Annotated in this window: 26 protein-coding genes; 5 read left to right on the plus strand and 21 right to left on the minus strand. The window is 37.5% G+C overall.

The window, feature by feature from the left end; genetic code table 11:
• Positions 1 to 74 precede the first annotated feature (74 nt).
• Positions 75 to 1154: a tyrosine recombinase XerS gene (gene xerS / locus J2S74_RS15140; protein ID WP_307326830.1), complete on the plus strand. Its 1080-nt coding sequence runs from the start codon at positions 75 to 77 to the stop codon at positions 1152 to 1154.
• A gap of 128 nt (positions 1155 to 1282) precedes the next feature.
• Here the strand turns inward: xerS and J2S74_RS15145 are convergent, their stop codons facing one another.
• From J2S74_RS15145 to J2S74_RS15195, 11 genes are all read right to left on the minus strand, one after another.
• On the minus strand, positions 1283 to 2434 hold the full coding sequence (locus J2S74_RS15145; RefSeq protein ID WP_307326831.1) for a Ger(x)C family spore germination protein: 1152 nt from the start codon (positions 2432 to 2434) through the stop codon (positions 1283 to 1285).
• Complete coding sequence (locus tag J2S74_RS15150; protein WP_307326833.1) at positions 2415 to 3536, minus strand: GerAB/ArcD/ProY family transporter; 1122 nt, start codon at positions 3534 to 3536, stop codon at positions 2415 to 2417. The genes J2S74_RS15145 and J2S74_RS15150 overlap by 20 nt, the downstream gene beginning before the upstream one ends.
• Positions 3537 to 3674: 138 nt before the next feature.
• Positions 3675 to 5147, minus strand: coding sequence for a spore germination protein (locus J2S74_RS15155; protein ID WP_307326835.1), 1473 nt, complete (start codon positions 5145 to 5147; stop codon positions 3675 to 3677).
• A 113-nt stretch (positions 5148 to 5260) separates the two neighbouring features.
• Entirely contained in the window at positions 5261 to 5830 is a 570-nt protein-coding gene (gene cotJC / locus J2S74_RS15160; RefSeq protein WP_307326837.1) for a spore coat protein CotJC, read from the minus strand.
• A 24-nt stretch (positions 5831 to 5854) separates the two neighbouring features.
• Positions 5855 to 6121, minus strand: a complete 267-nt coding sequence (locus J2S74_RS15165) for a spore coat protein CotJB (protein WP_307326839.1) — start codon at positions 6119 to 6121, stop codon at positions 5855 to 5857.
• Positions 6114 to 6347: a spore coat associated protein CotJA gene (locus J2S74_RS15170; RefSeq protein WP_307326841.1), complete on the minus strand. Its 234-nt coding sequence runs from the start codon at positions 6345 to 6347 to the stop codon at positions 6114 to 6116. Before J2S74_RS15170 ends, J2S74_RS15165 begins: the two co-directional genes overlap by 8 nt.
• Before the next feature lie 120 nt (positions 6348 to 6467).
• Complete coding sequence (gene parC / locus J2S74_RS15175; RefSeq protein WP_307326843.1) at positions 6468 to 8996, minus strand: DNA topoisomerase IV subunit A; 2529 nt, start codon at positions 8994 to 8996, stop codon at positions 6468 to 6470.
• A 3-nt stretch (positions 8997 to 8999) separates the two neighbouring features.
• A complete protein-coding gene (gene parE, locus J2S74_RS15180; RefSeq protein WP_307327019.1) occupies positions 9000 to 10970 on the minus strand; it encodes a DNA topoisomerase IV subunit B in 1971 nt (656 codons plus the stop codon).
• Between the two features lie 447 nt (positions 10971 to 11417).
• Complete coding sequence (locus tag J2S74_RS15185) at positions 11418 to 11828, minus strand: CoA-binding protein (protein WP_307326845.1); 411 nt, start codon at positions 11826 to 11828, stop codon at positions 11418 to 11420.
• 72 nt (positions 11829 to 11900) lie between these two features.
• Positions 11901 to 12326 (minus strand): universal stress protein, encoded by a 426-nt coding sequence (locus J2S74_RS15190; RefSeq protein ID WP_307326847.1) that lies wholly within the window; start codon positions 12324 to 12326, stop codon positions 11901 to 11903.
• A 705-nt stretch (positions 12327 to 13031) separates the two neighbouring features.
• Complete coding sequence (locus J2S74_RS15195) at positions 13032 to 14531, minus strand: carboxypeptidase M32 (RefSeq protein WP_307326849.1); 1500 nt, start codon at positions 14529 to 14531, stop codon at positions 13032 to 13034.
• A 285-nt stretch (positions 14532 to 14816) separates the two neighbouring features.
• On the opposite strand from J2S74_RS15195, the gene J2S74_RS15200 reads away from it, so the two are divergent.
• Positions 14817 to 15119: a hypothetical protein gene (locus J2S74_RS15200; RefSeq protein ID WP_307326851.1), complete on the plus strand. Its 303-nt coding sequence runs from the start codon at positions 14817 to 14819 to the stop codon at positions 15117 to 15119.
• A 162-nt stretch (positions 15120 to 15281) separates the two neighbouring features.
• On the opposite strand, the gene moaA is transcribed toward J2S74_RS15200, so the two are convergent.
• The 10 genes from moaA to J2S74_RS15250 all read right to left on the minus strand — a co-directional run bounded on the left by moaA (position 15282) and on the right by J2S74_RS15250 (position 23550).
• Positions 15282 to 16301, minus strand: a complete 1020-nt coding sequence (gene moaA, locus J2S74_RS15205; protein WP_307326853.1) for a GTP 3',8-cyclase MoaA — start codon at positions 16299 to 16301, stop codon at positions 15282 to 15284.
• A gap of 121 nt (positions 16302 to 16422) precedes the next feature.
• A complete protein-coding gene (locus tag J2S74_RS15210; protein ID WP_307326855.1) occupies positions 16423 to 17337 on the minus strand; it encodes a type II secretion system F family protein in 915 nt (304 codons plus the stop codon).
• A gap of 4 nt (positions 17338 to 17341) precedes the next feature.
• Positions 17342 to 18307 (minus strand): type II secretion system F family protein, encoded by a 966-nt coding sequence (locus tag J2S74_RS15215; protein WP_307326856.1) that lies wholly within the window; start codon positions 18305 to 18307, stop codon positions 17342 to 17344.
• Positions 18308 to 18310: 3 nt separating this feature from the next.
• The gene (locus tag J2S74_RS15220) at positions 18311 to 19663 is read right to left on the minus strand and encodes a TadA family conjugal transfer-associated ATPase (protein ID WP_307326858.1); all 1353 of its coding nucleotides are present in this window, start codon (positions 19661 to 19663) and stop codon (positions 18311 to 18313) included.
• An 18-nt stretch (positions 19664 to 19681) separates the two neighbouring features.
• The gene (locus J2S74_RS15225) at positions 19682 to 20857 is read right to left on the minus strand and encodes a CpaE/TadZ family protein (protein WP_307326860.1); all 1176 of its coding nucleotides are present in this window, start codon (positions 20855 to 20857) and stop codon (positions 19682 to 19684) included.
• 6 nt (positions 20858 to 20863) lie between these two features.
• Entirely contained in the window at positions 20864 to 21391 is a 528-nt protein-coding gene (gene cpaB / locus J2S74_RS15230; RefSeq protein WP_307326862.1) for a Flp pilus assembly protein CpaB, read from the minus strand.
• A gap of 27 nt (positions 21392 to 21418) precedes the next feature.
• Entirely contained in the window at positions 21419 to 22342 is a 924-nt protein-coding gene (locus tag J2S74_RS15235) for a pilus assembly protein TadG-related protein (RefSeq protein WP_307326864.1), read from the minus strand.
• Positions 22343 to 22344: 2 nt separating this feature from the next.
• Positions 22345 to 22734, minus strand: coding sequence for a TadE family protein (locus J2S74_RS15240; RefSeq protein ID WP_307326866.1), 390 nt, complete (start codon positions 22732 to 22734; stop codon positions 22345 to 22347).
• Positions 22735 to 23226 (minus strand): A24 family peptidase, encoded by a 492-nt coding sequence (locus tag J2S74_RS15245; protein ID WP_307326868.1) that lies wholly within the window; start codon positions 23224 to 23226, stop codon positions 22735 to 22737. It abuts the gene before it with no gap.
• A 144-nt stretch (positions 23227 to 23370) separates the two neighbouring features.
• Positions 23371 to 23550, minus strand: coding sequence for a Flp family type IVb pilin (locus J2S74_RS15250; RefSeq protein ID WP_307326870.1), 180 nt, complete (start codon positions 23548 to 23550; stop codon positions 23371 to 23373).
• Positions 23551 to 23729: 179 nt separating this feature from the next.
• On the opposite strand from J2S74_RS15250, the gene J2S74_RS15255 reads away from it, so the two are divergent.
• From J2S74_RS15255 to J2S74_RS15265, 3 genes are all read left to right on the plus strand, one after another.
• Entirely contained in the window at positions 23730 to 24071 is a 342-nt protein-coding gene (locus tag J2S74_RS15255) for a DUF192 domain-containing protein (protein ID WP_307326872.1), read from the plus strand.
• A gap of 97 nt (positions 24072 to 24168) precedes the next feature.
• Complete coding sequence (locus J2S74_RS15260) at positions 24169 to 24924, plus strand: hypothetical protein (RefSeq protein ID WP_307326874.1); 756 nt, start codon at positions 24169 to 24171, stop codon at positions 24922 to 24924.
• Positions 24925 to 24955: 31 nt separating this feature from the next.
• A complete protein-coding gene (locus tag J2S74_RS15265) occupies positions 24956 to 26608 on the plus strand; it encodes an S-layer homology domain-containing protein (protein WP_307326876.1) in 1653 nt (550 codons plus the stop codon).
• Positions 26609 to 26613 lie beyond the last annotated feature (5 nt).

Raw genomic sequence — 26613 nt, forward strand, 5'->3', positions numbered from 1 at the left:
CATTATTACGTAAAATATAAATTTGACGAAGTAAATGTATAATATTATAATTAGAATTAAGGAGGTTGATTGTTTTGAGTGATGAAACGCGTGCAGCATATTTCGAACGCATTGAAGAAAAATCCAAAGGTCTCCCCTGGTATGTTGTGGAATACATAGATAAACGAAAACGAAAGCTTTCACCTGCATCGCTACTTAATTATTGTCATGATTATATCATCTTTTTTGATTGGATATTAGCAGAAGGTATTTTTAAAGGAAAACGAAAAGACATCCCACTAGAATTGCTGGAACGTTTAACCGTTCAACAAGTGGAAGACTTCCTTTCCTTTCTAGAATTTCGCTTAAATAATTCAAAGCTTACGGTTAATCGAAAGTTATCATCATTAAAATCTTTATTTAACTATCTGCAAAATATTGCCGAAACCTCTGCCCTCGAGCCCTATTTAAAACGAAATGTAATGGCAAAAATGGAGTTAAATAAAGTAAAGGAAGATCAAGAAACCCTCGCAAATCGCATGGAAGGTAAAATACTTCGTGGTGATGAATATGAAAACTTTAGGCAATTTATCGCCTATGAGTACGGTGTGATTAACAGTGATAACAAAAAAATTCTTAACTTTCATATGAAAAATCGCGAACGGGATACGGCCATTATTTCATTAATTCTTGGATCGGGGCTACGTTTATCTGAAGTCGTCCGTTTAGATGTAGATGATATAGATTTTAAGAAATTCACAGCCAGGGTGATAAGAAAAGGAAATAAAGAACAATATGTTTATTTCAGCGAACAAGCAATGCTTGATTTAAAGGAATACTTATCTATTCGTAACGAGCGTTATGAGTTGGATAAAACTTTTAAACCCCTTTTTGTTGCTGCTCCTATGGGGCCAAAAGGAACAACTCGCAGGTTAACGGCCCGGTCCGTAGAAAAATTGGTAGAAAAATACGCGAAAGCATTCGGAAAACCTGCTTTATCTGTTCATAAATTACGTCATTCCTTTGCTACTCGATATCAAATGGAAAACAATGATATTCCAAAGCTTAGAAAGCAATTAGGCCATTCATCTGTGCAAACTACAATGATTTACACCCATCTTACAAATAGTGAACTACAGCAAGCGGTAAAAAATATGGACCGACAGAATAAATAAAATAATAAGGGAGAAACTTTTTGGTTGCTCCCCCCTTTTTTCTCTTCCGTTATTAGTTTACATAATAATTATATTGTAAACTAATGTGTGATCTTGAGATTTTAAATAAGGAAAAGTTTTTTTCCTTTCTACTCCCCAATTTTCTTCTTATCTAACATTCCCCTTTGCCCAGTCTGCTCAATTTCTACATCAATGTTAATGTTTATTTTAGAGTCTCTCCAGCCTGACTCTTCCCAGTTTAAAGACTCATAATATTTTGGATCCCTTACCCAGATTCTGTTCCCTATTAACCAAGGTTCCACATTAATTTCTTTCATTGAATTAATTGCCTTTTCTGTATCTTGTTTTATTTCCTCTCCTAATTTACTGCTGAAAGCTTCTATATGATCTTTCTTTTTAGCCATATCCTGCTTTGACATATGGACAATCTCCGCTTTACATGGCATTTCCATTTCAATTTCAACAGGATTTGTTTTGTTAACGTGGTAATCCAGCCTACACGTAACCCTAGAAGAAACAGTCACTTCCTCCTTTTCCAATTCTACCTGAGAAGTATAATTCATATTTTCTACTATTTTTTCTTTTAGCAAATGACCTTTACCAGCTTCTTTTCCTAATAACTCTCCTACCAATTTTCCTTCCTTAAAAACAGCCATATCCTCTAAGACAATGTTGTTCTCTCTAATATAAGCAAATGGAATAGTTGATGCCCTAGATTTCATATTAATATCACGCCGGAACTCAAAGAGTTTTACTTCAGCTGAACGGGAAAGCTTTTGGTCAGCTTTAAAGAACCGGTCTAAATAAAGGGCAGGGAGAATCACTAGACGGGACTCTTGGTCGAGAAATTCGTCCACTTCTGTTTTTTCCCTTATGATCACTAAATATATTTGGTTTGCCAAAGGGGCACGTCGATCAAGAAGATCCAATATCTCATCCAATCCTTCTTTTGCTAATGTTTCCCCAATTAAAACTGTCTTTAAATGACCAAAAAATAAAACTGTAGGCGTAACAGCTTCAATATTCGCGATGGCATCCCAAACGGAATTACCCCTATCTGTAATGACTTCGAATTCACCGGCACTAAGTCCCATTCCCCCCTCTTGTGGTGTAATCACCGGTACTTGAATAGTAACGACAAAATCTCCATTTTCATCCTTATCTATACCCATAGCAAGGATCATCGTCCTTTGATCAATCTCCCTAGAAGAAGTTCCACAACCAGCAAATAGAGAAATGACAATGAACAGTAAGAGTAGTTTACTGAGATTTGTTTTCATTTTGCCCTACTCCTTGTTTCTTTCTAATTAACAAGTACAAAAACATCATAACAGGCACAAATAAGGTATAGGAAAGCATGTTTATGTTATAAGGTCTCCAATCTAAATTAACGATACTAGGGGTACTAATCACTATCAAAGTTGATATGGTGATGATGATCCAAATCTGTACCCAATAGTTTTTCACTTTTAGTGGAATTATTTCCTTTAATAGCATGGAAGAAAACCAGACAAATATTAATCCAATTTTGAAAAAGGACATAACCCAAACGGTAAGGAAAAATAAATCTAACCGCTCAAATAAACCCGTCGGGGATGTTGTAGTCTGCATCAGAGCCGTTACTGGTGACAGCATCGTTAATGCTTGATCAAAGCCAAATACCCCTAATGTTACTAAACAAATGAGAAAATACGTGAACATGATAAAAATAACACTTAATGTAATTGGTCTAAAAACTTTTACCTTTTTATCAACAAAAGGTAAATAAGCAAATAAAGCAATGATTCCTCCATATCGTGTCACTTCCGATATAGAACTCACAAGAAAAGTACCTATATCTACAGTCAAAAAGGGTGGTATATTAATCCATTTAAAATCATCGGAGAAAATAAATAAAACCAAACTAATAAAAAGGATGATTTCATGAAAAAAAATAATCACGATCATTCTAGTTATGGCATGAATACCATAGGAAGCTGATAACCCAATTACAAGGAGAAAAAACATTCCTATGGTCCACTGTGGTGTATCTTGCATTAAATACGTTTGTACAATAATGATCAAACCTTTTGTTCCAAAAAAGATACTGTAAATGGTGCTTGCAAATAAATAGGTTATAACAAAGTAGTAAATCCACGGCGAAGTCATATCTTTAAATAAATGTAAAACATCTCGATCATTGTGTTTGGTAACGACCTTTTTATATAAATAAATAAAAAGTAAATAGGGAATGACAGCCACAATGACCTTTAACCATGCACTGCGTATTTCCTCCGAGGATATATAAGGAAGGAAAATGAAACCAATCGTTACTGCAGAGCAATACGTAAACGTAAAGAGCTCCACTCCCCCAATTCTTGTATACGGACTCTGAATGTTCATGTTCATTCATCCTTACATGTCACTTAGATTACCCAATCCAACTGAAAAAGGTTAGTTTTTATTTTTTTCAGTTGGATTGAACTATTTAACTTTTAACCTTTTCAGTAGTATTAGACTATCTGAAAATCTTGAATAATCCTACCGTTTAGGAAAAAAGAAAGCTTTTAATTCCTTTCCGTCAAAAGGAGCTAACGGATACATATATGGCTTATTCATGGAATCTAATTTGCAGAGGTGGACTAATAAAAACCCAACTGCCAAGACAAGGCCATAAAGACCTAACATAGCAGCAATTGCGACTAATAAATAACGAATAATCCTCCAGGTCGATACAAATTCCCACGATGGTGAAGTAAATGTTGCCACTGCCGTAAAGGCAATAACGATAACCATTGTGTGACTTACCAGCCCTGCCTCAACAGCTGCAGTACCAATAACTAAACCACCAACAATACCAATGGTTTGTCCCACAAAACTCGGGAGACGTAAACTTGCTTCGATTAATACGTCTAAGGCAAACATCATTAAAAAGGCTTCCGCCGTTGCCGGTAAAGGAATTTGTACCCTCGCTTGGGCAACACTTATAGTTAGAGTTGTAGGTATGAGTTCAGGTTGAAAAGCAACTAAGGAAACATATAAAGCTGGCAAAATTGTTCCAATAAACATAGAGACTATTCTCAGAAACCTTATAAATAAAAGATTCCACCTTGATAAGAAAAAGTGATCTTCACTTGTTTCCAATAGATCCATAAATGTGATTGGTGTTATGGCACAAAAAGCAGACCCGTCTATAAATATAACGACTTTCCCTTGAACCAAGGCAAAAGAAACGAGGTCCGGTCGTTCTGACATAGTTGCCTGTGGGAAAAGGGAATTAGGATGCTTTGAAATATACTTTGAAAGTTGACCAATCGATTGTAAATGCTCTTTATTATAGGAATTTAATAGGGAATCTAGATGCTCCACCACTTCTGGTTGACAGTATTGCTCCAAATAAAGGATCGCAGCTTGTTTTTTACTAACAACTCCAATATCATAGGCACGGCTTTTTAAACGTGGGTCCTTAATAAATTGCCGCATAATCCCTATATTTTTACGACTGTCTTCAATAAAACCAAATTTAGCACCATAAACCTGGTATTCCGTTGTTGGGTCTGTTGGGTTTCTCCCTGTTTTCTCTGCTAAAAATAAGATAATAGGATTTAACTGATCAATATGCAGAACAATATTTCCGTCTAATATATTTTCAACGGTACCTTTCCAGTTAACTGTCTGTTCATATTTAGTAACGGAAAGTATGTTTCCTAAATCATCTGCATCTCTAAAATTAACATCGTTTTGAATTAAAGGTTTAATCACCGAAGCTTCTAGCTGTGGTTGACTTATTAGTGCTGAAAAATAACATATATAAACGGAACGTCCTGATTTCAAGTGAAATTTTCTCTCTGTGAAATCAGAGGTATCAGAAAAAATGATGTCCATTTGTTCTTTGACTGTTACCGTTGATTTTGGAAGTTCCGCATGTATGTCAACTACAGTTGCCAAATAATTTTCAAAGGATAGCTTTTGAATAGGATTATTTTCCTTTTTCTTAAATAACTTCCCAAACATGCAGTCACTTCCTTTCTATGTTTTATTATTGTAAATAAAGTAAAAGATATGCAGATTTGCTTTTTTAAATAAAAAAGTTCACGGCTCCATCTCCGTGAACTTTTGATTTTCAATTAAAATATTTTCTTTCTATCCCGCTCATCTTTGAGTAATTCCACAGCTTCGCGGAATCGTTGGGAATGGACAATTTCCCTTTCTCTGAGAAAACGAAGGCCATCGTTTAAATCTGGGTCATCACTCATATCAATAATCCATTGGTAAGTTGCCCGTGCCTTTTCCTCTGCTGCAATATCCTCATATAAATCCGCAATAGGATCCCCTTTTGCTTGAATATAGGACGCGGTAAATGGTACCCCGGCAGCATTTTGATAAAATAAAGCATTGTCATGATTTACATAGTGATCCTCAATACCTGCCGCCTTCAATTGCTCGGGAGTAGCATCCTTTGTCAGTTTATAAATCATTGTAGCTATCATTTCTAAATGAGCAAATTCTTCTGTACCGATATCCGTTAGCAAACCTATAACTTTATCAGGAATCGTATAACGCTGATTTAAGTATCTTAAAGCTGCAGCAAGCTCTCCATCTGCCCCACCATATTGTTCAATCAAATACTTCGCTAACCTTGGATTACATTCCCGTACTTTTACTGGGTATTGTAGTTTTTTTTCATAAATCCACAAAAGTAACTCTCTCCCTTCTTGTATCTATATCTGCCAAGGCCAAGGTGATTCGTTCCAATTCCAAGGATAGTTACTATAGCTGTTACCATACTGCTGAAGTGGCCCAAATCTTTCTTCAAATTGATTTTTTAATTGTCGACGAGCTTGAGAGAACTCATTAAATTGTTGAATTGCCTTATAATCATTTGGGTGAGTATCTAAGTATAATGTAAGATCAACAAGTACAAAATCAATGGACTGAAGCTCCTCCATCATCGTATAAAACTCTTTTGGCATCTGTTTGTTACTCATTAGGACCTCGCCCCTTTTCTTTAGGTCCATAATAGGGATCGTAAAATGCTTTCCAAAGGGTTCCTGCTTGAAGAGCTTCCCTCGGATTAAATTGCTCTAAATTTTCCGGCTGAAACCCCATATAAAGATGTGGTGGGGTTGAATAAGTCTTAGTACGAATAGGTGGGCAAGGGTCAAGGGGACTGATGTAAGGATGATACGTTTTTTTATGGGTAAAATTCTTCATTATCACTCCTCCTTAAAAAATAAAGCCACCTTAAATATATGAGCGACTCTCATTGTCCTATTACGAAATAAAAACGTTCGCGGACCGGGTCCGTGAACGTTTTGTGAACGATATATTTAGTTAAAATAATGATGGGGTGTCCGGATCATGATCAATGTCTGCGGAATTATCTTCTGATGCACCTTGTTGATCATTACCACCATCTTCTTCTGGCTCCGTTTCGTCAATTTCACCAGGTTCATACCATACTTCCACTACTTCACCGGCATCTGTTGTATCGAACAGGAAGGAACCATTTGTATAACGGTCATTGGAACGAACAGTCTTTACATCTATTGACTCTAATGTTCCCTTCTCACTTCTTACCCATACTTTACCATTATTTTTCACTGGTAGCAGCGAGACTACGCGGTGTGGATATCGTTTTAATTCCTTTAACATCACTAACCCTCGTTTTGCACGAGTGGACTTTTCAAACACCGTTAGTTTCATTTTTTTATAGGCTGCACGTTGAGTTACTAGGAATAACCTCGGTTGCTCCGTTGGACTAAATGCCATACAACTAACGACGAAATCATCTTTTTTCAAGTTAATTGCCTTAACACCAGCAGTACGCTGACCAGTAATACTTACATCGTCTTCTAAGAACCATAAACCGTACCCTAAATGGGTAGCCACAAAAATATCTTGTCTTCCATCTGTTAAACTTACATACACTACTTCATCATCTTTTTTCAGTTTAACTGCCATTAATGCTTTAGAATTACGCTGTGCCTTATATTCGGACAATACAGAACGTTTAATCATTCCTTGCTTGGTTGCAAATAACAAGTATTTATCTTCCGTAAATTCCTTTATAGGAATGGCGGTAATGATCTGGTCATCATTATCCATGGATATGATATTGGCTACATGCTGGCCACTGTCCTTCCAACGAATTTCTGGGAGTTGGTGTACAGGTAGGAATAAATAAGAGCCTTTTTTCGTAAATAACAGTAATGTATCTGTCGTATTAAGCTCCAAAGAATATAACAGTCGGTCCGTTTCCTTCATTCCTGGCGGTTCACCGTTGGAAGCTGCGTAGGATCGCATACTAGAACGTTTTACATACCCTTCCTTCGTAACAGTAACCATTACATCTTCAGAAGGAATAACTACCTCTAGGTTAATCTTAAGATCTTCAATTTCTTTCTCAATGACTGTTCTTCTCTCATCTGCATATTTCTTTTTAATAGCCTTCAGCTCTCGCTTAATTTCACCAACAAGCTTCGCTTCGCTTCCTAAAATAGCTTCGAGCTTTTCAATTAGCTTCTGCAGCTCGTCCGCTTCTTCTTGAAGGATTGTCACATCTGTATTCGTTAAACGGTAAAGCTGTAACGTTACGATAGCTTCAGCTTGGGCTTCTGTAAAACCATAGCTTGCCTGCAAACGATCCTTTGCATCTTTTTTATCCTTTGATGCGCGGATGGTAGCGATTACTTCATCAAGGATGGAAATAGCTTTAATTAATCCTTCCACAATATGAGCACGTTCCCTAGCCTTCGATAAATCATGCTGTGTTCTGCGGGTTACAACATCCTTTTGATGATTCACATAGGATTCTAACATGGACTTTAAGCCCATTAGCTTTGGAGTCTTGTTAGAAATGGCCACCATATTAAAGTTATAGGAAATTTGTAAGTCCGTATTCTTGTATAAGAAATGGAGAATACCTTGTGCATCTGCATCCTTCTTTAACTCAATGACAATTCTTAAGCCTGTACGGTCCGTTTCATCCCGTACTTCCGCAATACCATCTACTTTTTTATCAATACGCAACTCGTCCATTTTTTTCACGAGATTTGCTTTGTTTACTTCAAAAGGTATTTCCGTAATAATAATTTGTTGTTTTCCACCACGAAGATCTTCAATTTCTGCTTTTCCCCGAAGGACTATCTTTCCTTTCCCGGTCTCATAGGCCTTCTTTAAGCCTTCTATTCCTTGAATAGTTCCACCTGTTGGGAAATCTGGACCTTTGATATAATTCATTAACTCATCCAATTCACATCCGGGATTTTCCATTTGGTGTATGGCGGCATCAATAACTTCCCCTAAATGGTGAGGTGGAATATCTGTCGCATAACCACTGGAGATCCCAGTTGAACCATTTACAAGCAGGTTCGGAAAACGAGAAGGTAACACTACCGGCTCTTCCTGTGAATCGTCAAAGTTAGGCATAAAATCAACGGTATTTTTATCAATATCAGATAGTAGTTCTGAAGCAATGGCAGAAAGCCTTGCTTCCGTATAACGCATTGCAGCTGGTGGGTCCCCATCAATAGAACCATTATTACCGTGCATTTCCACTAGTAGGTGGCGCATTTTCCAATCCTGGCTTTGACGTATCATAGCATCATATACGGAAGTATCACCATGTGGGTGATAGTTACCAATTACATTACCTACTGTTTTAGCCGCCTTACGGAAAGGCTTGTCTGCCGTATTTCTGTCCACATGCATGGCATATAAAATACGGCGCTGAACAGGTTTTAGACCGTCCCGCGCATCCGGCAATGCCCTGTCTTGAATAATATATTTACTGTATCGTCCAAACCTGTCCCCAATGACATCCTCCAGAGGCAGGTCCAAATAACGTTCTTTCTCCTGCAAGGACTATTCCTCCTCTGTCACTAACAAATTTTCATTTTCTAGTATATTCGTTTCTTCATTTAAACCAAATTCCACATTTCTTTCAATCCATTTACGTCGAGGTTCTACTTTATCCCCCATTAACGTGGCTACTCGTCGTTCCGCTCTTGCAATATCATCTATTTTAACCCGTACAAGTGTTCTTGTTTCCGGATTCATGGTTGTCTCCCATAATTGTGTAGCATCCATTTCACCTAGACCCTTATATCGCTGGATGGTATACCCTTTACCCACTTTTTTAATAGCTTCTTTCAAGCCAGTCTCGTCCCATGCATATTCCACTTTCTCTTTTTTCCCCGTTCCTTTACTAACTTTATAAAGTGGCGGCAGTGCAATATAAATTCTACCTGCTTCGACTAGCGGGCGCATATATCGATAGAAGAAAGTTAATAAGAGCACTTGAATATGGGCACCATCTGTATCGGCATCCGTCATAATAATAATTTTATCGTAGTTAATATCATCAATGTGGAAATCCGCACCTACATCGCCACCAATAGCATAAATAATCGTACGTATCTCTTCATTTTTCATGATATCTGCAAGCTTTGCCTTTTCAGTATTAATTACTTTACCTCGGAGTGGCAAGACAGCTTGGAATTTACGGTCCCTTCCTTGCTTAGCAGATCCACCTGCAGAGTCACCCTCAACGAGATAGAGCTCATTACGTTTTGGATTTTTTGATTGTGCCGGCGTTAACTTACCACTAAGCATGGCATCTTTTCGTTTATTCTTTTTACCACTTCTAGCATCTTCACGGGCCTTACGTGCAGCTTCCCGTGCTTGCGCAGCTTTAATGGCTTTTCTAATTAATAAATTACTTAAGTCAGGATTTTCTTCTAAAAAGAAGCTTAATTTCTCCGAAACAATCCCATCCACCGCAGAACGGGCTTCAGGTGTTCCTAGTTTCCCTTTCGTTTGCCCTTCAAACTGAAGCTTACTTTCTGGAACACGAACAGATACGATCGCTGTAAAACCTTCGCGGATATCGTTTCCATCTAAGTTCTTATCTCGATCCTTCAATAATTGCAGCTTTCTCGCGTGTTCATTAACAACTCGAGTTACGGCTGTTTTTGCTCCTAATTCATGGGTTCCCCCATCCTTTGTTCTCACATTGTTAACGAAGGAGAGCATATTTTCAGTAAATGCATCGTTATATTGAAAGGCAAAGTCCACTTCAATCTCATCCTGCGTTCCTTGAAAGGAAACAACAGGGTGAAGAGCTTCCTTTTCCTCATTTAAGTACTCCACAAAGGCTTCTAGGCCTGTTTCGAATTGAAAAACTTCTCGGTCTGTTTCCCTATTTGGTCTCGTATCAATTAATTCAATTTTAAGACCTTTTAATAGGAACGCTGCTTCACGCAGACGTTCTGCTAACGTTTCGTAGGAGTATGTGGTTGTACTAAAAATAGTAGGATCCGGTTTAAAATGGACGGTAGTTCCTGTTTTTCTCGTTGTGCCGATTTTTTCTAGAGTTGTTACCGGTTTCCCACCATTTTCAAAGCGTTGTTTATAAATAGTTCCATCACGGTGTATTGTAACCTCCAACCATTTTGAGAGGGCATTTACTACAGAAGCACCAACCCCATGGAGTCCTCCACTTGTTTTATAACCACCTTGGCCGAACTTGCCCCCAGCATGTAGTACAGTCAAGATAACCTCCGGAGTAGGCTTACCAGTACTGTGCATTCCCGTAGGGTATCCACGGCCATTATCCTTTACACTTATACTATCGTCTTTATGTATCGTAACGGTAATTTCATTTCCGTAGCCTGCTAGAGCTTCGTCTACAGAGTTATCCACAATTTCAAAGACAAGATGATGTAAACCACGGTGATCCGTGCTTCCTATATACATACCAGGCCGTTTACGAACGGCTTCTAAACCTTCTAAAACTTGTATTGAATCATCATTGTATTCATAGGCTTGTTTCATTGACAATGAATTCTTCCCCTTTCTCGATCCGAAGAACCTAAAACTAATATATAACATAACACAACTATCCGTGTCTTTCGATAAATAATGGTAAAAATAAATGAAAGACTTTCAAAAAGGCTGATTTTTAAAAGACTGTTGTTTTGAAATAAGCTTTAATTTAGCTCGAATCCGTTACAGGCGGACGCTTTCCGCGGGCAACGCTTCAGCCTCCTCGGGAAACCCACCCTGCGGTGTCTTCAGCCGTTGCTTTTCCCACTGGAGTCACCGCCTTTCACTCCTTCGAGTTATAGAATTTCAACAATTAACTACGAAAAGAGCTTTTAAAAAGTGCGTCCTAGTAATTTACATTAAAGAATAACTAGTGAGTTTGTCAATGAATCCTTAAAATATAATTTCAAAAAATAAGCGCAACCGGAATGTTTTCCGGTTGCGATAATTGTTCAGTTATCCCCTTGTTAAAGCATGTTCAACCTTAATACACCGATCCATAATTACGGTCATTCCAGCATTTTTTGCAACTTCATAAGCATCTTTGTCAACTAAGCCTAATTGACACCAAAATACATCGGCCTCTACCTCTGCCGCATCTCTAGCAACACCTGCTAAATATTCTTCCCTGCGAAAAACATTGATTATGTCTACAGGTTCCTTTAATTCCTTCAATGATGCAAGTGCCTTTATGCCAAAAACCTCGTCGATATTAGGGTTTACTGGGATAATTTCATATCCTGATGCTTGAAGGGCTTCTCCAATTTGATAGGATGTTCGATAGGGATTATCGGATAAACCAACAATGGCTATTTTCTTTGCATTATCTAATATTTCCTTGATTTCTTTTCGAGTTGGATTTTCCAAAGCGAAATCCTCCTTAAGGTTTTTTGGCTTTTTATTATGGTTACACTATTTTTCTTGTTTTTAAACAATTTTTTATTTTACAATAAGAATAGGACATTTAACCCGTTTAGCTACTTTATGACTGACACTTCCAAGTACCATTTGTTGAAACGGGTTTAATCCTCTGCTCCCTATTACAACTAAATCATAGTCTCCATTATTCGCTTCCCGGACGATAGAAGAACCTGGTTCACCATATACATGCTTCACCTCAAGGGAAATACCTTCCCTATTAATCCATTCTTCAATTTCATAGGTTCTTTCCTTTTGATAATCAGGCATAGTTATCCTAGAATACATCGTTCCATCCAATACATCTGACCTAGCAGGAAGATCGTCAACAACGTGTACCAATGTAATTATAGATTCATCGGACAGTTTCGCCAAGTATAAGGCCTTTTCCGTTGCCCTTTTTGAATGTGTCGAACCGTCTGCAGCCAACAAAATATTTTTAAACACCAGTCATCCCCCTTTTCTCGTGTGAGCCCTTACATAACCGGTTTTAAAAAGATTGTGTCTAGTTCAATTCGAGTTTCTCGTCTTCATATCCTCTTTTAATTTGTATTACATTTTAAAATCGAATCAAGAAATTAATTAATACTATACTATTCAACAAACCCCAAACTTGTTTTTATATTTATTTTATTTTTTTTAATGGCTCTGTTAAACTTTGATGTTGATTTTCACTTCAGGATGCTCGCTTTCCGCGGACAGCACTTCAGCCTCCTCGGGAAAAACTGTGTCTCTTCCTCTGCTTGCACTGCTTTGGAGCTGCATCCGTCGAGACAACTCGAAGCGTATTCGTGAAGTAACGCTCGTCCCTGCGGGGTCTTCAGTAGTTGCTTTTCGAGGCCACTGAAAAAGAATGTTTTTCCCTTTTTCAGTGGCCTCGAAGCAATCAGCGAAGTCGTTGCAAGATTTTTAAAGCCTGCTATGAGTGGTTTTTTCATAGCAGGCGCGCAACGCGCGGAGCGATTGCTATTTTCTCAGTGAAAAATATATGACTTTTTCAGTGCCCTTTTGCTTTTCCCGCAGAAGTCTCGCGCCTTTCACTACAATCAACCCTGTTAAAAGTCAACAATAATCTTTAACAGAGCCTTTTGAATAATAAAAGGGTGAACAAAAGGTAAAAAACCATACCTTCTGCTCACCCTCTAAATAAAACTATAACTTATAAACCTCACTATATTTTTCACGCAAATAATCAATTAAATAAGAAGGGTTTACTCCTTCCCCTGTTACATCCTTTAATATTTCTAATGGTTCCTTACTCTTTCCAAATTGATGAACATGCTTTGTCATCCATTCTTTAATAGGAGCTAAGTTGCCTTCACGTAATAAATCATCATAATTAGGCAAATCCTTATCTAAAGCATTCTTCAGTTGGGCTGCATAGACATATCCAAGTGCATAAGAAGGGAAGTAACCGAAGGAACCCCCTGACCAATGAACATCCTGTAAAACACCTTCCGCATCGTTAGAAGGGCGAATTCCTAAAAGCTCTTCCATTTTATCGTTCCATGCTTTTGGAAGATCCTTCACCTCTATTTCTCCATTGATCAATGCTTTTTCTAGTTCATACCTAACTATTATATGAAGGGAATAGGTCATTTCATCCGCTTCGATACGGATAAGGGATGGACCAGCAACGTTTATACCACGATAAAAGGTATCCAGATCCACATCATCAAATTGACCGGTGGCATACTCTTTCAATTTGTCATAATGCTTCTCCCAAAAGGCTTTATTACGCCCTACAAAGTTCTCCCAAAATAATGATTGGGATTCATGGATTCCCATGGATGTACCATCACATAAAGGAGTTCCAATATATTTTTTATCAATATTTTGCTCGTACAAAGCATGTCCCCCTTCATGAATAGTACCAAAAACAGCTGTACGGAAATCTTTCTCGTCGTACTTTGTTGTTACTCGAACATCCCCAGGATTTAACCCTGTAGCAAATGGATGGACAGCAGTGTCTAATCTCCCAGCTTCGAAATCGTATTGCATACTCTTCAATATTTCTTTGCTAAGTGCTTCTTGATTTTTTGTAGGAAAATGTTCGAAAAGAAAATCTGTTTTTGGTTGATTAGGTGATTCCGTAACGGCTTTAACAAGGGGAACAATAGCCTCCCTTAACTTTCCAAATACATCATCAATAATATCCACCGTTAAGCCTGGCTCGTAATCGTCTAGAAGGGCATTATATTTGTTACCTTCATACCCTACCCATTCCACATACTTTCGGTTAAAATCTACAATTTTTTCTAAATAAGGTTGAAAGGAAGCGAAATCGGAGTTATGCTTCGCTTCTTCCCAAGCAGATTCAGCATTTGAAGTTAAAATAACATAATCTTTAAATTCCTTTTCTGGAATTTTCTCTAGTTTTTTCAGTTCCTTTTCACACTCTTTGACTGATCCTCTCGTTACCTCATCTAATTGAAACCAAGTGCTTTCTTCACGTAATTTCTTAATAAAATTTTTTATTTCATCCGATGTACTCATCTTAAATACTTCTGATGATAATGTACCGATTACCTCCGAGCGTTGTTCCACACCTTTTCTCGGCGCGCCGGTTCGCAAATCCCAACCTAAGACGCCTATTGCCTCTTGATAATTACTAATCGTTTTTATGTATTCCCTGAACTGTTGCTCAACCATAAGTAAGCCCCTTTCTAAATTAAAACAGCATTTATTATTTTTTCAACAAACCATTTACTATTATACCTTTATATTCCAAATTATACAGTAAAAAATAAGGTAGTTTTATTATGATTGTTGTAATATTTAATATTGCTTTTCCCGATGGGGTCGCCGCCTTCCGCTTCTCTACACTTTTAAAAAAACAACTTTATGAAAATAGCCCAAATAAAAGAAATCCTTAATGTTTAAATCAGTTGAATCTTTACTGCGCTTCCATTAGGATACTTTTAGGAGGTGTTGACCATGGATTTTACTATTTCAGCAAAAGCTGTTCAGTTATATATAAATGAAATGGGATTACGAAAGGGGGATCATTTAACTTTCTTTGTAAGAGTAGGTGGAATTGGGTCTGGTGGATTCTCCGTTGGTGTGAGGAGAGGAAAACCGGAATTAGATTATATATCAATGATACAAAAGGATATTATTTTTTGTTTTTTAGAGGAAGAAAGTTGGTATTTTGACGGTATGACAGTCGATTATGATGAGGACATGGGACAGATGATTTTCCTTAATCCTAAAATTGAGAACATTACTAATCCAAATTAAAAAAACAGGATAACTTATAAGTAGTACTAAAATAATGGTTTTTGCTCCGCTCGTTACTCGCCCACTACGAGAAAACCTCTCGTAGTGGGCTTTATTAAGATTGCGGCGGCTTCGCAAATAGTTCGAGGCTGACTTAAAAAGTAAAAACGGACCTATTAAGTCTCACCCACCTATATGGGACATTTCAATTTTCTTTATTTGTCTTTTATCGGTGTTTTTTAGTCGTTCCTCTGAATAACGATCATGGCGGTTTGACCAGATATCAATAATTCGTTGAATCATTTCCTCTTCTGTTGCGCCATTGCGGAGGTAATCACGCAAATCATGCCCCCCAGAAGCAAATAAACAGGTAATTAATTTACCATCAGCAGATAATCTGGCTCGAGAGCATGTGGAGCAAAAGGCATCTGTTACGGAAGAAATAATACCAATCTCATTTTCTCCATCCTTATAACGGAAACGATTTGCCACTTCACCAGTGTAGTTCGCATCCACCGGTTCAAGAGGTAGTTCCTTATTGATGATAGAAAAAATTTCTTTTTTACTAATGACATGATCCAGCTTCCAGCCATTAGAATTTCCAACGTCCATATATTCAATATAACGTAAAATCACATCTTTATCTTTAAAGAACTTTGCCATAGGCAAAATATCTTCTTCATTCATTCCCCGTTTTACTACCATGTTTAATTTCACTTGTAACCCTGCATCTTTTGCAGCTTCAATACCATCTAAAACCTTCTGTACACCGATATTTCGACCATTTATATAGCGAAACTTTTCATCATTTAAACTATCTATACTTATGGTAACCCTGTTTAATCCATTTTCCTTTAATTCCTTCGCGTATTTTGGAAGAAGGGCACCATTAGTAGTCATAGCTATATCTTCTATTCCATCAATCTCATTTAATAGAGAAAATAAGTAGGGTAAATTTTGACGCATTAAAGGTTCCCCACCTGTAATACGCAATTTCTTAATACCAGCAGTCTTTACAAAAAGTTTTGTGAGATATGCTATTTCCTCAAGGCTAAGAACATCCGTTTTGGGTAAAAACTGAAAGTTTTTATCAAAAATTTCCGGAGGCATACAATACCTGCATCTGAAATTACAGCGGTCTGTAACTGAAATACGTAAATCCCTTAAAGGTCTCCCTAAACGATCTGTTAATAGTGAATTCATGGTATTCACCTCCCCTAGTAACTACTATTATACGTTGCATGTTTTCCATTAGACAAGGGGAAAGTACCAGATTTCTTTAATTGTTAACATTTTTACCTTTACTATTGTTAATATGGTTATTTTACAACAGTTCAGTGATTAATCTTATAACTACAGGGCCAAGTAGTACGATGAAAAGTGTTGGAAAAATAAAGAATACCATCGGTAACAGCATTTTAACAGGAGCTTTCATGGCTTGTTCTTTAGATGCCTGGCGCATAGATTCCCGCATCCTTACCGTTTGTGCCCGTAGTACCTTTGTCATACCAATACCCATGGAATCTGCTTGAATAATGGCGTTAATCATTGACTGAAAAGACTCTAACGGTACTCTATCTCTCAAATCATACATTGCCTGTTTTTTTGTTTTACCTAATTTTACATCATCTAACATTTGAAGAAATTCTTCAGAAAGGGGGCCTTTAACTTGGTTTGCAATCTTTTTTAAAGCAGCATCTAATCCCAGTCCCGCTTCCACAGACAAATTAAGCATATCAAAAAAGTCAGGCATCATTCTTTGAATTTCTGCCATCCTTTGTTTCCTTTTTGACTGTAGAAAATAAATAGGGAAATATGCACCTATCACTCCCAATACAATCGCGAAAAAGATAACGTTAAATGCCCTTTCTGCATTAGGTAAATATAGTAATAACACAAACAAGAATAACCCAATACCTAAGATGAGTTGGATAAAAATTAAATTTGGTACTTGCATTTGAAATGGGCGCCCGGCACTTCCTAGTTTTTTATCAAGATCTTGATATCTTTCTTCCGGTATCCATTTCATTAAAAATAATGATAATTTATTTTCTTGTGTTTTTAATTGTTTTTCCTCTTCTTTCTGTGTATCCTTCTCCACTTCATTATCTGAATTTACTACTAAAGCGTTCACCCTCTTTTCTAACTGTAATTTACGCTTAAATAATGAAGAAAGGATAATCATTGTTAACAAAGTAAAAAATATACTAGCTGATAAGAACAATAGGAGTGATAACATTTTTTCACACCTCAATTTTAACAATCTTTTGAATCATGACCCATCCCATAATCCCCGAAAAAATACCACCAATTATAAGAGCCCATCCTAATGGATGCTGCAGCATAGGAATGAAGTAAGTAGGATCCATTATATTTAATAACACTGCTACCCCTAAGGGTAGCAAGGAAATAACTAGGGCAGACATTTTTCCTTGTGCCGTTAATGCCTTTAGTTCTTCACGGAATCGGACTCTTTCACGAAGGGTTTCTTGCATTACTTCTAAAATGTCCGTTAAATTTCCTCCAGTTGTACGCTGGATAAGAATTGCATTAACCATCAATTCCATATCCTGATTAGGGAGTCTTTCCAGTAATTGCTTAAAGGAATCATCCATTGTTACGCCTAGATTAATTTGACGGATTGTTCGGTTAAATTCAGTACCTATCGGATCAGGAATTTCCTTTCCTACGAGTTGCATTGCTTGTATAAAGCTAAAACCAGACTTCATGGCAGAAGACATTGTCCCTAGTGCTTGAGGCAATTGTTTCTCAGACATTACTAATCGTAATCTAATACGGCGGTCCACATATGCTGCCGGAAAGAGAAAAGCAACGAACACTAATAATATTGCCGTTAATGGGGCGTTCAATAGAAAACCGATTAATACTCCACCTGCACAAATAAGTATACGCCAAGCTAGAAATTCTTCAGCCTTCATTTGGATATTTGCCTGATCGAGTTTCCCCTTCCATTTTATTGCCATATGTCTTCCCACAAATAGCTTAGAAATGATTAATATAAGACCCTTTAAGAATTTCTTCCTGTCTTCCTTTAGAATTTTTGTTGATGCTGCCTCCGTTTGTGTCGTCCTTTCTGTACGGGGTAAATACTTTTCCACTCGTTTTTGATAACGATTTTTCTTTTTCATAAATAGTAATTGCAGAACAAAAAATACTGTTGTAAAAAGGATGGCATAAACGAAGATCATTTTTTATCCCTCCCCTTCAAACCATTCAGAAGGCAATTTAATACCGTAACGTTCTAGTTTATCTGCACAATAAGGTCGAATACCAGTAGACACAAATTTCCCTTCAATTTTTCCATCAGCATCCATTCCCGTTTGCTTAAAAACGAACAAATCTTGGAGGACGATCGTTTCTCCTTCCATTCCAACAACTTCCGTTATATGGGTAATTTTTCGGCTCCCATCCTTTAATCTTGATTGCTGAATAATTAAATCAACCGCTCCTGCTATTTGATCTCGAATGGCACGTAAAGGTAAATCAATACCAGCCATTAATACCATTGTTTCTAATCTTGCAATCATATCCCTTGGTGTATTGGCATGTCCTGTAGCTAAGGATCCATCATGTCCAGTATTCATTGCTTGAAGCATATCCAATGCCTCAGCACTTCTTACTTCCCCGATAATGACACGGTCCGGTCGCATACGTAACGAGTTTCTCACAAGATCCCTGATCGTAATTTCACCTTTTCCTTCGATATTCGGGGGCCTTGTTTCTAAGGAAACAACATGATCCTGTCCAAGCTGCAATTCCGCTGCATCCTCAATAGTAATAATCCGCTCGTTCATTGGAATAAAGTTAGATAATACATTTAGTAAAGTGGTTTTCCCTGAACCTGTACCTCCGCTAATAAAAACATTTAAACGACCTTTAACACATCCATCTAAAAATTCGGCCATTTGTTTACTTAAAGTACCAAATCCGATCAGGTCATCAATTCCTAGACGGCTTTCAGGAAACTTACGAATGGTAAGACTTGGGCCTACTAAGGATAAAGGAGGAATTATGGCATTTACACGGCTTCCATCCTCTAAACGGGCATCTACCATAGGGCTGCTTTCATCTATTCTTCGTCCTAAGGGAGCAACAATCTTCTCGATTACCTGCAACACATGATCATTATCTCGAAATTGGGCTTCACTTTTTAGTATTTGTCCTTTCTTTTCTACATATATTTGAAAAGGACCGTTGACCATGACCTCCGAAACATCTTTATCATTTAATAAGGAAGTAATGGGTCCATATCCAGTTAGTTCATCAATTACACGTTTCACTGCTTGCTGCTTTGCTTCGAACGTCAACCGTTCCCCTTCATTCTCAAAAAAGCGTTCTGCAATCCCTGGAATAACCTCCATTAGTTTCTCATCAGAAACATCAGCACCTATATTTAATTCATCCATCACGTATTTATGAAGTTTTACAAATATGGGTAATTCTTGACGATAAGGAAGGATTACTTTCCCCTCATTTTTGTTAAAGCTTTGTTTCTTATCTTGATCTGTTATATTCTTTTCATTGAGGCGTTTTAATAGTGACAATGAAACCCTCCCCTTTACTTATTTATTCCTACTAAATAAACGTTTGAGTAACTTGTTATTTCGTGAATTGGCCTCTTCATTATCTGTTACCTTAAGTGACAATTGCTCAATTCCTCTAGCCACATGTGATTTAGGGTGTGTTAATACAAAGGGATTTCCTTGATTCAATGAGATAACTACCACTTTATAATCACTTGGAATTCTTGAATATATATTCATTCCAAGAATTTTTTCAACCGTATCAATGTCCATATCATCCATTGGCGTATCCCGATTTAAAACAACTTTAATTCTGTCTTTTAACCCTAATAACTCAAGGGTATCTATGGCGATCTTTCCATTCTTAATGGTTGGTAAATCCATAGATGTAATAAGTAAAATAGTGTCAGACCGCTCAATAGCAACAAGGGATGTTTCTATTAAGGCTGGAGGAGTATCCACTAAGATAATGTCGAAGTTCCTTTGTAAATTCTCTAATAAATAGGCAACACTTTCGCCAGTAACAATATCTGCAAATTCTGGAAGAGTTGGTGCAGGCATAATTTCAATGCCTGTTGAATGCTTTGTCATAAAGCTTGAAACATCCTCACGCCCCACCTCATAAGCTTCTTTTATCCAATCATAAATTGTTTTTTTCGGGTGGATGTCTAATGAAATGGAAACATCCCCAAACTGAAGATCTAAATCAACAATTGCTACTTTGTAATTTTGCTTAGCTAAGGAAACAGCTAAGTTGACACTGATGGTCGTTTTCCCCACGCCACCCTTCGTACTGCAAACAGTAATGATTTTTCCGTCTGCCACTTCTTCCGGTTCTACTGGTACTTTCTCCAGCTTATACTCAATGACATTTATTGCTTTTTGTGCAGCTTGATTCCTTTCGTCTTCTTTTAACTGTGATTGAATAATGTCCACTGCTCCCACATACATGGCACTTTTATAATCTACTTCTGTACTGATTAAGATAATTGCAGTATGGGGAAAAGTGAAGGTGATCTCGCCACATAAATCATAAATATTGTAATCAGAACCTTCATGAAGAAAAATCACAGAGGGTTCTTTTGCATTTAATTCTTTTTTTAAGTTTTTTTCAGTAGAGAAATATTTTAATGAACTCCCCATTTTCCTTACGGTTACTTTCAATGGTTCTATGACGCTTTCATTTTCAGACAACACGTACCACTTTAGTTTCATATTGGGCTACTCCCCTTCTTGAAGCTGCTCAATCCTTACCTTCTCATTAGGGCCGATATGGTTATCATCAGCTCCCCTTAAAATGAAGACAACAAGTCCGTTTTCCGATGCAAGGGACAAGGTTGCACCGTCTACAGGAGTTACTTCCAAAGTGACTGTCCGATATGAAGTAACTTCTTCAACAACCGTTTGAGGACTTCCTACAGAAAGAACCCTAATATTTTGTAAAAGAATTTGTGTCATTGGTGTTCCCGCTTCTGTAGGTAGGTGAGAAATAACATCTACATAATCTCCAGGTCGTATAAAACCAGAAACTCCCTGTACTTCATCCACTGTTATGGATATGGCACGATAACCTTCTGAGATATCTAATAAGGTCGAGTGATCTTCTTCCTCTATTTCCTCTTCTTCTAAAAGGGTACCTTCATCCATATCAGCCATTTCTTCCTCAGCGTTAGAAATAAACAACATCAATAACGCCGCTGTTAAGACACCAAAAATGATGGAAATGACCGAAACCTTTTTCATGTTCATTATCATTTTCTTCCTTTACAACAAATTTTACTCCACTAATTTATAAGCATAGGCACCATAAGGGTTTAGTTCTGGGGCGAAATCACCAGAAAATGAATATCGAATAAATCTTCCTGTAATGGGTGCTCCTTCATTAGCCCTTCCAACATCCTCGATAAAAAAGGATCCAAACCCGACTATTTGTACCCTGCTGAAATCATTTGGTACCATTTCTTTAAATATAGGTATTATTCCAACGAGGGGGCAGTTGTCAGGATGGTCTTTATAAGTTGGCGTTTTACCAGCTCTATGATAGGGACATTCCTTTTTCCTTGCATCAATGGCTCGAAAGGTTGGGTTTGCCACTGTCCCACTTCGTGTTAGTATTACATCACCAATGGATAAGACTCCTGCGAAACCTCTCGTTAAATCCCTTTCATAATCGGAGGCACCGCCCCCACTTAGCTCCAGAGCACCAAAGGTTCCAGCCTCTTGACTTCCTGGACCTACCCTTAATGTAACCCGTTCTCCAAATGTAAACATCTGATTACCGTAGGCCCCTAGAGGTAAAGCTCCTTTTACTCCAGTTAAGGAACCTACACGTCCTTTTGCTGAAGCAGTAACTATTTGATCCGAAAATCCTAACGCCCTCGCAAAGGTAAAGGAAACATTTCGTTTTGCAGTAGCAGCAAGAATGGTTCCATTTTCTCTAATGGAAAAAGCCACTTCATTTTCTTTTAAATCATTTGCAAGGGCTACATTGGAAGCTGCAGACAATGCCCTTTCTGGTAGATCTGGCAGGTTTTGCATCCCTGCAAGTACAGCAAGATCCACTCCCTTTTGGAGTCTTGATTTCTCTAAATATAACGAACCAGCATCCACTACTAAAGCTAGTAAACCTATTACTACTGTCATGTAAAAGGCAACTAAAACGATGACTGCTCCTCGTTCATTTTTTATCAGTTTTTTCATGTCTATTCAATCCTTGCTACGGTTTTATTATTAATAACGATTGGATTAGGTAAAACTGAAGATGCAAATGGTGTAAATGTTTGCAGACTATACGTTAAATGGATGGTACCGTTCGTTCCCCTTCTTCTTTCTGTAGCGCTAGGAGTTACGTTTATGGAAATCTTAGACGGGTCAAGCCCTACCGATTGACTGCGAACGATAGCTACAATATCCGCATCCTGCCCCCCAACACTCATGACCCTTGCCGCTTCGCGGCCAGCATGATTTAATGCTAAATTGGCGTGAAATATTCGTCCGAAGTCAATAATACCGAAAAGTAAAATAAGGAGAAGAACAAGGGAGATTGCAAGCTCCACCGTTCCTTGCCCTTTCTCCGACCTTATAAATTTCATTTACGATCCCCCCAGTATATAGGCGCAAAGGGTACCGATAAATATGGCCACTCCATAGGGGAAAGCATGGTGAAGCTCTTTATCGTCCATGTGATTTATTGATTTAAAAGTAAGTGCATTTTTTATTCTCATGATTAAATCTTTAGACCGTTTTCTCATTAGGATGATAAGTAAAGCCATAATTCCCCCAGCAATACATGTATATAAAAAGGTAGCAAATACAAACCCTGTCCCAGTTAATGCGCCAATGGCTGCAAGTAATTTCACATCTCCTGCACCCATACCACCTAATGCAAATGGAATAATAAGGAGTAACATTCCTACAACAAATCCAATTCCGCTAAATAAAAATCCTTCCCATCCATTTATCCATGTATGATAAGTAAGTCCAAAAAGGATGGCTGGAAATGTAATGACATTATAAATTTTCCGATACATTAAATCAGTTATAAGACTGATTAGTAAAACAATGGCAAGGACCACATTTATCATCCAACCACTCCCCTTTGTTGATTACTAGTACACTTATCGTTTAACAGTTCCACCATTTTTATCAAAAAATAAGCTCTACTTCTCATGGCATAGATGAAAAGAAGAGCTTGATTCGAATATTTATTCTGTTTTTATTTATTTAGATTAATTACCTTTAGGGTTTGTAAATGATCCTGTAATGTTATCAAAAATAGCTTTTACTTCGTCACCAAGTAAAGCAAGTGCTCCCACGGCTACTACTGCGATTAATCCTAGGATTAATCCGTATTCTGTCATCCCTTGACCTTCTTCACCGCGTACTAATTTCGTAAATAAATTTTTCATCTATTATATCCACCCTTTTTTATATTTTTTGATCGTCGATTACTGTGTTAAAAAAGTAAATATAATTGCGAAAGAATTTATTTTGTTTTTCGTAATCGCCTCACAAGAAGAATAATATCACCCCCTCAAATGTAAAACTACAGGGAGTTAATGGATAAAAAGGAAGGAATGTTAACAATATGGAAATTACAAAAAGAGAAAAGGTAGTAAAAACGCCAATTTCTATTCAAATAGCAAATTCATTTGGAAAAAGATTCCTTGGATTAATGTTTAGAAAAGCACCTTTAATGAATGAAGGTTTACTTTTGAAGCCTTGTAATTCCATTCATATGTTTTTTATGTTTATTTCGATTGATGTGGTCTTCTTGGACAAGGAATATCAAGTCATTAGAGTAGTCCCTAACGTAAAACCTTGGACGGTAATCTTCCCTGTAAAAAATGCCGTTTCCTGTTTAGAGCTTCCAATAGGAACTATCTCCACTTATGAAATTGCTGTTGGAGATAAAATAAATACAGAGTAAAAACTTTCTTTATATATAATCTTAGATAGTAGTAATTTTTTACTGTAAATAGAACACTATAAAAGACATAGATTAAAATAATTTCGGGAGTGAAAATATGAGGCCGCGATTTATTGCAATCATTATAGCCATTTGTTTCCTACTTATTTCCTGTCAACAACAAAACACTCAAGACGACTTCCGTGGATTAGAGACAAATGATAGAAATGGCAATTCGACAGAGGAGATCAATACAGGTGAAGTGGCTGATTTAGAAGAAGTGCCAACTCAAGAACAAGATACCCCTCCTTCACCTGAAGATGAAAAGGAAGAAGAAAAACTCGATGAGAATGTTAAGGATGATATAGAAAAAGAAACGGAGGAAGATGTTGAAACAGAGTTAGAAGAGTTAGACGAAGAAACACCGGTTGAATTTGTTAACATTCCTTTTACAACCGATGAATTTATAGGGCGCTGGAATGCCATATCCGATTCTTTTACTTTTGAGAATTACATATCCACCTTTACTTTTACAGAAACAGAAAACGATCAATACTACGAAACAGATTTAAATCATTCCCTTTTAAGAGTTTACGTTTCATCGCCAGAACAAGCTTATCAGATAGAAATCATAGGTAAAGGAAACACTGATCAACACAGGTTTTCCATGGTTACAAGTTGGTGGCAGCTACTGCTGATGATGAACAACTCTTTAGAAACCCATGAGGTAGATATGATTTTAAATGACTTCCATATTGGGGCTAATGCTGACCTCTCAAACGTGGTTACAAAACCATTAGAAATAAATAATCAAGTGTTCGAAGTGGTCCGGACAGACAACAGCTACACACTTAAACTATCTTTTATTGAATAAGTCACAATAAGAACAACAAGGAAGGTTTACTATGAAATTATTAAGAAAAACAAGTCTCATTGTGATTTTTATCGCGTTTTTGACAATAGGAGCATACCAGTTTTCAGCACAAACAGAAAAGTTCAATATGTCTTATATCTTTTTCGGAAACCCCAGTACGTATATTCAGCAAGTAGATGATACTAAAGGAAGTTTGTATGTTGCTTCCCCAAATTATTTTGACATTAATAAAAATGGAGATTTAGAAATTATAGAATGGAGAATCAATACTTCCTTTATTAATGAGATGCACCGTCGAGGAAAAAAAGTCGTCCCATTCCTTGCGAATCATTGGGATATAACTGCAGGGGTCAATGGTTTGGAAAAAAGGGATAAGTTAGCAAGGGATATAGCTGCCGCTATTGAAAGATATAATTTAGATGGGGTAAATGTGGATATTGAAGGTGTTCCTAGGTCAGGAAATCATTCTGGAGTTACACGAAATTATCGTGATGAACATACGGATCTTATTCGACTTTTAAGGCAATATATCCCTAAGCATAAGGAAGTATCTGTGGCTGTGGCTGGGAATCCGAATGGTTGGACTACCGGTTGGCATGGATTTTACGACTATAAAGGCATGGCCCAGCATGCCGATTATTTAATGATTATGGCTTATGACGAATCATGGGCTAGTCCCGATAGTCCCATTGGACCTGTTTCCAGTTTATCTTTCTTTGAAAGAAGCCTTCAATTTGCCATAAATGAAGGGGTTCCTAAAAACAAAATTGTCAATGGCCTTCCATTTTACGGACGAATATGGAAGTTAGACGGCCCTACATTAGAAGGGAGAAATATAACGGGTCAAGGATTATCCAGTAGAAGGGTAGCACCGTTAGTAAGACAATTTAATGGTCGGGTTCATTTTGACAATCGATCCCAAACACCTTATGCCACGTTCACCATTCCCTCAGGACAGGAAGCTTTCTTAGGTACGACAAAATTAACCCGAGGAGAGTACGTGATTTGGTATGAAAATGAACGGTCCATAAAGGCAAAACTACAATTGATCCCAAAGTACGGTATTAAAGGAACGGGCTCCTGGGCCTTAACACATGAAACACCGGACACTTGGAATTATTATACGTTATGGTTAAACGGAAGGTACTTTACAGACGTACCGCATAATCATTGGGGTGCAAGCAATATTATGGCTGTAGCCAATCGTGGTTGGATGGGTGGTACAAGCTCCACTACTTTTTCTCCGGCAATGGATTTAACGAGGGCACAAGGAGCCGTCATTTTAGTTAGGGCTCTGGGGCTTACTGACTCCACTTCTCAATCCAACGTCTTTACCGACACTAGAGATCATTGGGCAAGGAGAGAAATTGAAATAGCCAGAGCCCATGGGATTGTAAGTGGTATTGGAAACAATCGATTCGGTCCAGAGGATCCTTTAACAAGAGAGCAGTTAGCAGCCATATTACAAAATATTTTTAAATTTGACTTCAATAGGCCCTCTAGAAGCCCATTTCCAGATATTTCGCCAAATGACTGGTCCTATGGCTCTATTTTAGCTATTCAACAAAAGGGATATCTTTCTGGATTTGAGGATGGAACTTTTAGACCAAGAAGCAGATCTACACGTGCACAAATGGCAGCACTAATGCATCGGATGGCTGCTGAATTTGAAAACTATAAGTAGAGGGG

The organism is Evansella vedderi (assembly GCF_030813435.1).
Taxonomy (GTDB): domain Bacteria; phylum Bacillota; class Bacilli; order Bacillales; family Salisediminibacteriaceae; genus Evansella; species Evansella vedderi.

Bases quoted from the DNA above. Each gene is read 5' to 3' on its own strand.
- J2S74_RS15145 (WP_307326831.1), bottom strand. From the start codon at position 2,434: ATGAAAACAAATCTCAGTAAACTACTCTTACTGTTCATTGTCATTTCT.
- J2S74_RS15150 (WP_307326833.1), bottom strand. From the start codon at position 3,536: ATGAACATTCAGAGTCCGTATACAAGAATTGGGGGAGTGGAGCTCTTT.
- J2S74_RS15155 (WP_307326835.1), bottom strand. From the start codon at position 5,147: ATGTTTGGGAAGTTATTTAAGAAAAAGGAAAATAATCCTATTCAAAAG.
- J2S74_RS15165 (WP_307326839.1), bottom strand. From the start codon at position 6,121: ATGAGTAACAAACAGATGCCAAAAGAGTTTTATACGATGATGGAGGAG.
- J2S74_RS15170 (WP_307326841.1), bottom strand. From the start codon at position 6,347: ATGAAGAATTTTACCCATAAAAAAACGTATCATCCTTACATCAGTCCC.
- parE (WP_307327019.1), bottom strand. From the start codon at position 10,970: ATGAAACAAGCCTATGAATACAATGATGATTCAATACAAGTTTTAGAA.
- J2S74_RS15195 (WP_307326849.1), bottom strand. From the start codon at position 14,531: ATGGTTGAGCAACAGTTCAGGGAATACATAAAAACGATTAGTAATTAT.
- J2S74_RS15200 (WP_307326851.1), top strand. From the start codon at position 14,817: ATGGATTTTACTATTTCAGCAAAAGCTGTTCAGTTATATATAAATGAA.
- moaA (WP_307326853.1), bottom strand. From the start codon at position 16,301: ATGAATTCACTATTAACAGATCGTTTAGGGAGACCTTTAAGGGATTTA.
- J2S74_RS15210 (WP_307326855.1), bottom strand. From the start codon at position 17,337: ATGTTATCACTCCTATTGTTCTTATCAGCTAGTATATTTTTTACTTTG.
- J2S74_RS15215 (WP_307326856.1), bottom strand. From the start codon at position 18,307: ATGATCTTCGTTTATGCCATCCTTTTTACAACAGTATTTTTTGTTCTG.
- J2S74_RS15225 (WP_307326860.1), bottom strand. From the start codon at position 20,857: ATGAAACTAAAGTGGTACGTGTTGTCTGAAAATGAAAGCGTCATAGAA.
- cpaB (WP_307326862.1), bottom strand. From the start codon at position 21,391: ATGAACATGAAAAAGGTTTCGGTCATTTCCATCATTTTTGGTGTCTTA.
- J2S74_RS15235 (WP_307326864.1), bottom strand. From the start codon at position 22,342: ATGAAAAAACTGATAAAAAATGAACGAGGAGCAGTCATCGTTTTAGTT.
- J2S74_RS15240 (WP_307326866.1), bottom strand. From the start codon at position 22,734: ATGAAATTTATAAGGTCGGAGAAAGGGCAAGGAACGGTGGAGCTTGCA.
- J2S74_RS15245 (WP_307326868.1), bottom strand. From the start codon at position 23,226: ATGATAAATGTGGTCCTTGCCATTGTTTTACTAATCAGTCTTATAACT.
- J2S74_RS15250 (WP_307326870.1), bottom strand. From the start codon at position 23,550: ATGAAAAATTTATTTACGAAATTAGTACGCGGTGAAGAAGGTCAAGGG.
- J2S74_RS15255 (WP_307326872.1), top strand. From the start codon at position 23,730: ATGGAAATTACAAAAAGAGAAAAGGTAGTAAAAACGCCAATTTCTATT.
- J2S74_RS15260 (WP_307326874.1), top strand. From the start codon at position 24,169: ATGAGGCCGCGATTTATTGCAATCATTATAGCCATTTGTTTCCTACTT.
- J2S74_RS15265 (WP_307326876.1), top strand. From the start codon at position 24,956: ATGAAATTATTAAGAAAAACAAGTCTCATTGTGATTTTTATCGCGTTT.